Genomic DNA, 6,459 nt, shown 5'->3' on the forward strand with positions numbered 1-6,459 from the left:
CCGATCGAGCCGGTCGAGTCGGCGCGCGAGGTCGGGCGCGCGGCCCCCACCCGGGTGGCGATGTCGGCCGCCTGCGCCGCGACGCTCCGCAGCAGATCGGCGGCCGCGTCGACGCTCTGATCGACCGCGCGCTGGGCCGTCAGATCACCGAGCACGGGATAGGCGGCGAGCAGGTCCTCCGAGGCGGCGTCGGCCGTGCGACGCAGATCCTCCAGCGCCGTCACCACCAGCGTCGCGGGGGAGGGCTCGTCAACCATGCGACTCACTCTAGTCACGCCCGTCACGCCGACCCCGCCGTCGTCCACAGGTCCGGCGAATGGACCGAGATCGCCGCCGCGCCACGCCGATCGACATAGGCTTGCCAAAGGGTGGTTCGTTGTCCCCGAGGAGGCCCCCATGCTCGAGACGTTGGATGCCCGGCACCGTGACCTCATCGCGCAGGCCCTGGCCACCGTCGATCCCGCCGACACCCAGCTGAGCCACCTCCTGCGTCAGTACTACCGACACGCCGACCTCGACGTCATCGGCCAGCGCGACCCGGCTGCCCTGACCGAGGCCGTGCGGGTGCACCGCGACCTGGGTGCCGTTCGCGCTCGCGGTGAGACCAAGGCCAAGGTGATCACTCCGGTCATCGACGGGACCGAACAGCACTCCATCGCGCTCATCGTCACCGAGGACGTGCCCTACCTCGTCGCATCGGTGACCAACGCGTTGGAGAACCTCGGCACCCAGGTGCGCCACGTGTTGCACCCCGAGCCCCTCATCGCGCGGGACGTCGACGGGCACCTGCTCGAGATCATGGACGAGAACGTCGACGTCCTGGGGGAGGGGTTCGGGCGGATCCGGGAGTCGTGGATGTCCTTCGAACTCTCGCAGACGTGCGACGAACAACGGTGCGAGGACCTGACCGAAGCCATCGGATTCGTCCTCGCCGACCTGCAGCTCGCCCTGGCCGACTGGCCGCGCATCGAGCACCGTGTGCATCAGCGGGCCCGTGAACTCGCCTCCGTGCCCTCCAACGACTCGCCCGTCAGCTACGCCGAGAATGCCGTGGCCGTGGAGTTCCTCGGCTGGTTGACCGAGCAGATGTTCGCGTTCGTCGGTGCCCGTGACTACGCCGTCGAAGGGCACCGTCGGATTCCGTTGCGCGAGACCGACCTGGGCATGTGCCGCTCGCCGCGTGATCGGGTGGCAGTCCAGCCGATGAGCATGGCGGTCGACCCGTCCCAGCTGCTCGTGGTGATGAAGTCGTCGGTGCGCTCGGTGATCTACCACACCGGATACCTCGACGAGATCACCGTGCGGCAGTTCGGCCCGGGCGGGGTCGTGGACCGCGAGTTCGTCATCTGGGGGATGTTCTCCGACGCCGCCCGGGCCCTGCCGGTCACCGAGATCCCGTTGGTGCGCGAGAAGGTGGCCGAGGTCGTCCGCCGCACCGGATTCCTGCCCGACACCCATGGCGAGCAGGAGGTCGTGAGCCTGCTGTCGAGCTACCCCTTCGACGAACTGCTCCAGGACGACGTGGACCACCTCACCGCCGTCGTCCTCGACGCGATCCACCTCGGCAACCGCCACACGGCGCGGATGTTCCTGCGACACAGCGCCGCCCACGACTTCGTCTCGGTGCTGATCTACCTGCCGCGCGACCGGTACGTCACCCCGGTGCGACGCCGCCTCGAGGTGCTCCTGCGCCGCGTGTTCGCCGCCGACCAACTCGAGTTCACCGCGCGCGTCTCGGAGGACCCGCGCGCTCGCCTCGCGTACGTCGTGCGTCGTTCGGACGGGACGCCCATCCGCCCGCTGACCCCGGAGCAGGTCACCCAACTCGAGGCCGACATCGCCGCGAGTGTGCGGACCTGGCAGCAGCGGCTCGCCGACCAACTGCCGATGAGCCTGAACGGTCAGGCCGCGCAGGTCTGGCGCGACTTCGGTCATGGGTTCCCGCCCGAGTACGTCGAGCACTTCACCACCGCGCAGGGCGTCGCCGACCTCAAACGGCTGGTGAAGCTCGGCGCGGACCATCCCACCGAGGTCGTGCTCTACCGCTCGCCCGACGGCGATCCGGACACCCGGCGATTCAAGTTGTTCAGCGCCGTTCCGGTCTCCCTGGCGAACGTGTTGCCGGTGTTCACGCACATGGGGATCGAGGTCATCGACGAGCGTCCCTACACCGTCACCCGCGCCGATGGCACCCCGTTGCGGATCTACGATCTCGGGCTTCGGGTGGCCGACCCCACCCTGTGGGAACGGTCGGGGCATGACGAGATGCGCGCGCTCATCGAGTCGGCGGTCGCGGCCATCTGGCGCGGCGACGCCGAGTCCGACGACCTCAATTCGCTCGTCATCCGCGCGGGCCTGCAGTGGCGCGAGGTCGTCATCCTGCGCACCCTGGCGACGTACCTGCAGCAGGGCCTGGCCCGGTACTCCCTGCCGTACATCCACGCGGCGCTGGCCGCCAATCCCACCGTCGCCACCGACCTCGTCCGCCTCTTCGAGGCGCGGTTCGACCCCGCTCGCCGACCCGCGGGCGACGAGGCCGCGGATCGGGCCGCCACCGACGAGGAGGAGCGCCTCGCGGCCGTCATCTCGACCGCGCTCGACGCCGTGCGCAGCCTCGACCACGACCGCATTCTGCGGGCCCTGCTTGCCGTCGTGCGGGCCACGTGGCGGACGACGTACTACCAACCCGGCCCGGACGACGCTCCGCGTACCGACGTGGCCATCAAGCTCTCACCGGAGGCGGTGCCCGGCCTGCCGGCACCGCACCCGAAGGTCGAGATCTGGGTGTACAGCCCGCGCGTGGAGGGCTCCCACCTGCGGTTCGGGGCGGTGGCTCGCGGCGGGCTGCGTTGGTCGGACCGGCGCGAGGACTTCCGGACCGAGGTGCTGGGGCTGGTCAAGGCGCAGATGACGAAGAACGCCGTCATCGTCCCCACCGGCTCGAAGGGGGCGTTCGTCCCCAAACACCTGCCCGACCCGGCCGACCGCGACGCCTGGCTGGCGGAGGGCGTGGCCGCCTACGAGATCTTCGTCTCGGCCCTGCTCGACCTGACCGACAACCGGGTCGGGGACGAGGTCGTGCCCCCGCGCGACGTCGTGCGGCACGACGGGGACGACCCGTATCTCGTCGTCGCGGCCGACAAGGGCACCGCACGACTCTCCGACACGGCCAACCGCATCAGTCGGGCGCACGGCTTCTGGCTCGACGACGCCTTCGCCTCGGGCGGGTCGGCCGGGTACGACCACAAGGCCATGGGCATCACGGCGCGGGGAGCGTGGGAGTCGGTGCGTCGACACTTCCGCGAACGCGGCCACGACACCCAGCGCGAGGACTTCACCGTCGTCGGCATCGGCGACATGAGCGGAGACGTGTTCGGCAACGGCATGTTGCGCTCGCCCCACATCCGGCTCATGGCCGCGTTCGACCACCGCCACATCTTCCTCGACCCCGATCCGGACCCGGCGACGTCCCTGGCCGAGCGGCAGCGCCTGTTCGACCTGCCCCGGTCGTCCTGGGATGACTACGACCGCGCGCGGATCAGCCCCGGCGGCGGCGTCGTCGCCCGCACCGAGAAGTCGGTCCCGATCACCGCCCAGGTGCGCGAACTGCTCGACCTGCCCGCGGACACCGTTTCGCTGGCGCCCACCGATCTCATCTCCGCCGTGCTGCGTGCCCCGGTCGACCTGCTCTGGAACGGCGGGATCGGCACCTATGTCAAGGCCGGCAGCGAGACGCACGCCGAGGTGGGCGACAAGGCCAACGACGCGGTGCGCGTCGACGGGGCCGACCTGCGCGTCCACGTCGTGGGGGAGGGCGGAAACCTCGGGTTCACCCAACGCGGCCGGATCGAGGCGGCGGCCAAGGGCATCGCGATCAACACCGACGCGATCGACAACTCGGCCGGGGTGGACACCTCCGACCATGAGGTCAACCTCAAGATCCTGCTGTCCGGGCTGATGACCTCGGGCGAGTTGACCCGCCCCGACCGGGACGCGCTGTTGCACGCCATGACCGACGAGGTCGCCGACCACGTGCTGCGCACCAACTACGACCAGAACGTTCTGCTCGGGGTGACGATGTTCACCGAGCACGAGTTGAGCAGCGTCATTCCGCGGGCGCTGACGTCCCTCGAGTCGACCGCCGGGCTGGATCGCGACCTCGAGTTCCTCCCCTCCGACGGCGAACTCACGCGGCGGGCCACGGCCGGGGTGGCGCTTTACCAACCGGAGAACTGCGTGGCCGTGGCGTACGCCAAGCTCGCGGCCAAACACGCGATCATCGACTCCGATCTGCCCGACGACCCGTGGCTGCGCACGACGTTGGCGCAGTACTTCCCGGCCCAGGTCCGGGAGCGCTTCCCCGAGGCCATCCAGCGCCACCCGCTGCGCCGCGAGATCATCACAACGGTCGTGGCCAACCTCATGGTCAACCACGGCGGATTCACGTTCGCGTTCCGGACCATGGAGGAGACCGGAGCGAGCACCCCGCACGCGGCGCGCGGCTTCCTCGCCACCCGCGAGGTCTTCGATCTCGGGGGCTACGCCGCGGCGGTCGAGGCCCTCGACGGTCAGGTGCCGGCCGCGACCCAGTACCGGATGCTCCTGGCCATGCGCCGCCTGCTCGACCGGGGGACGCGCTGGTTCCTCGCCGCCCGCCCCACGCACCTCGACCTCGCCACCGAGATCGAGAAGTTCACGGCCCCGCTGGCCCAGTTGGGCCTGGACCTGGGACACCTGCTGGCCGGAGGCGAGCGCGAGCGGTTCGAGAAGGACGTCCAGTGCTATGTCGACGAGGGCGTGCCGGTGGAGTTGGCCGCCCGCGCGGCGGGGCTGCTCGACGCGTACTCGTTCCTCGACATCGTCGAGATCGCCACCGACCTCGACCTGCCCGCCGGCGAGGTCGCGGCGCTGTACTACCTGCTCTCGGAGGACTTCGGCATCGACGAACTGTTGCGTCAGGTGGCCCGGCTGCCGCGCGTCGACCGGTGGGAGACCTTGGCCCGGGTGGCCCTGCGCCAGGACCTCTACGCCGTCGACGAGGCGCTGACGCGCTGTGTGCTCGACACCGCCCCGGCCGGCACCCCCGCGGAGCGGATCGCGCACTGGGAGGCACTGTCGGCCGAGCGGGTGCAGCGTGCCCGCACGACCCTGCAGGGCATGGACCTGACGGGCGAGTCGAACATCGCGGCGCTGTCGGTCGCGTTGCGATCCCTGCGGTCGATGGTCCGCTGACGCGGGGGCGCACCGATCGGCGCCTAGACTTGACGCCGATGACCGCCTATCTCGACCACGCCGCCACCACGCCGATGCTCCCGGTGGCGCGTGCTGCCGTGCTCGAACAGATGGAGCGCGTCGGCAATCCCTCCTCCCTGCACACCTCCGGCCGCGCCGCGCGCTCGGTCGTCGAGGAATCGCGTGAGCGGATCGCCGGGGCACTCGGCGCCCAGCCGTCGGAGGTCATCTTCACCTCCGGTGGGACCGAGGCCGACAACCTCGCGGTGACCGGCCTGTGGCGGGCGCGCCACGGTGCTCCGGGGGGATCGGGCCGCACCCGCATCGTCACCAGCGGCGTCGAGCACCACGCCGTCCTCGACGTCGTCGAGCACCTCGTCACGCGCGAGGGCGCGCAGGCGACCTTCGTCGAGCCGAGTGAGTGCGGGCGGATCGCCGTGGCGGACGTGGCGAGCGCCCTCACCTCCGCGGGTGGGCCGGATTCCGTGGCCCTGGCCTCCGTCATGTGGGCGAACAACGAGGTCGGCACGATCCAGGACATCGCGGGCATGGCGGCCACGGCGCGCGAGCACGGAGTGCCGTTCCACACCGACGCCGTGCAGGCCGCCGGCCACGTGCCGGTCGACTTCGCCGCCTCCGGGGCCGACCTCATGACCGTCACCGCCCACAAGCTCGGCGGTCCGGTCGGGGTGGGTGCCCTCCTGGTGCGCCGCGACGTCGCCCTCGAGCCGCTGACCTTCGGCGGCGGGCAGGAGCGCAAGATCCGCTCGGGGACGCTCGACGCTCCGCTGGTCGCCGGGTTCGCCGCGGCCCTCGACGAGGCGGCCGCAACCATGGCGACCGAATCGGCGCGGGTCGCCGGGCTGCGCGACGACCTCATCCGCGGGGCGCTCGCGCTCGATCTCGGCATCACCGTCACCGGCTGCTGGGAGCCCGGAGACGTCACGTCACGGCTGCCCGGCAACGTACACCTGCTCGTGCCCGGCACCCAGGGCGACAGCCTGCTGTACCTGCTCGACGCGGCCGGGGTCGAGGTTTCGACCGGCTCGGCCTGCCAGGCGGGGGTGCCGCGGCCCAGTCACGTCGTGCTCGCCTTGGGGTACACCCCGGAGCAGGCCGCCGGTTCGCTGCGGATCACGTTGGGGCACACCAGTACTCGCGCGGATGTCGACGCGTTGTTGGCGGCACTGCCGCCCGCGGTGGAGCGCGCGCGCCGAGCGGCGGGGG

General features: G+C 71.2%; 3 protein-coding genes. 2 read left to right on the plus strand and 1 reads right to left on the minus strand.

All coding sequences use genetic code 11. The annotated features are described in order from the left end of the window. Window positions 1-257 (minus strand): hypothetical protein (locus tag KD1_RS14650; protein WP_157073386.1); only part of this gene is annotated, 257 nt, incomplete at its 3' end. 139 nt (window positions 258-396) lie between these two features. Between KD1_RS14650 and KD1_RS14655 the strand changes: the two genes are divergently transcribed. Continuing rightward, on the plus strand, window positions 397-5,232 hold the full coding sequence (locus KD1_RS14655) for an NAD-glutamate dehydrogenase (protein WP_068403154.1): 4,836 nt from the start codon (window positions 397-399) through the stop codon (window positions 5,230-5,232). Between the two features lie 38 nt (window positions 5,233-5,270). Next, a partial coding sequence (locus KD1_RS14660) for a cysteine desulfurase family protein (protein ID WP_068403156.1) occupies window positions 5,271-6,459 on the plus strand: 1,189 nt, incomplete at its 3' end.

This window comes from Kribbia dieselivorans NBRC 106261 (genome assembly GCF_001552435.1).
Classification (GTDB): domain Bacteria; phylum Actinomycetota; class Actinomycetes; order Actinomycetales; family Dermatophilaceae; genus Kribbia; species Kribbia dieselivorans.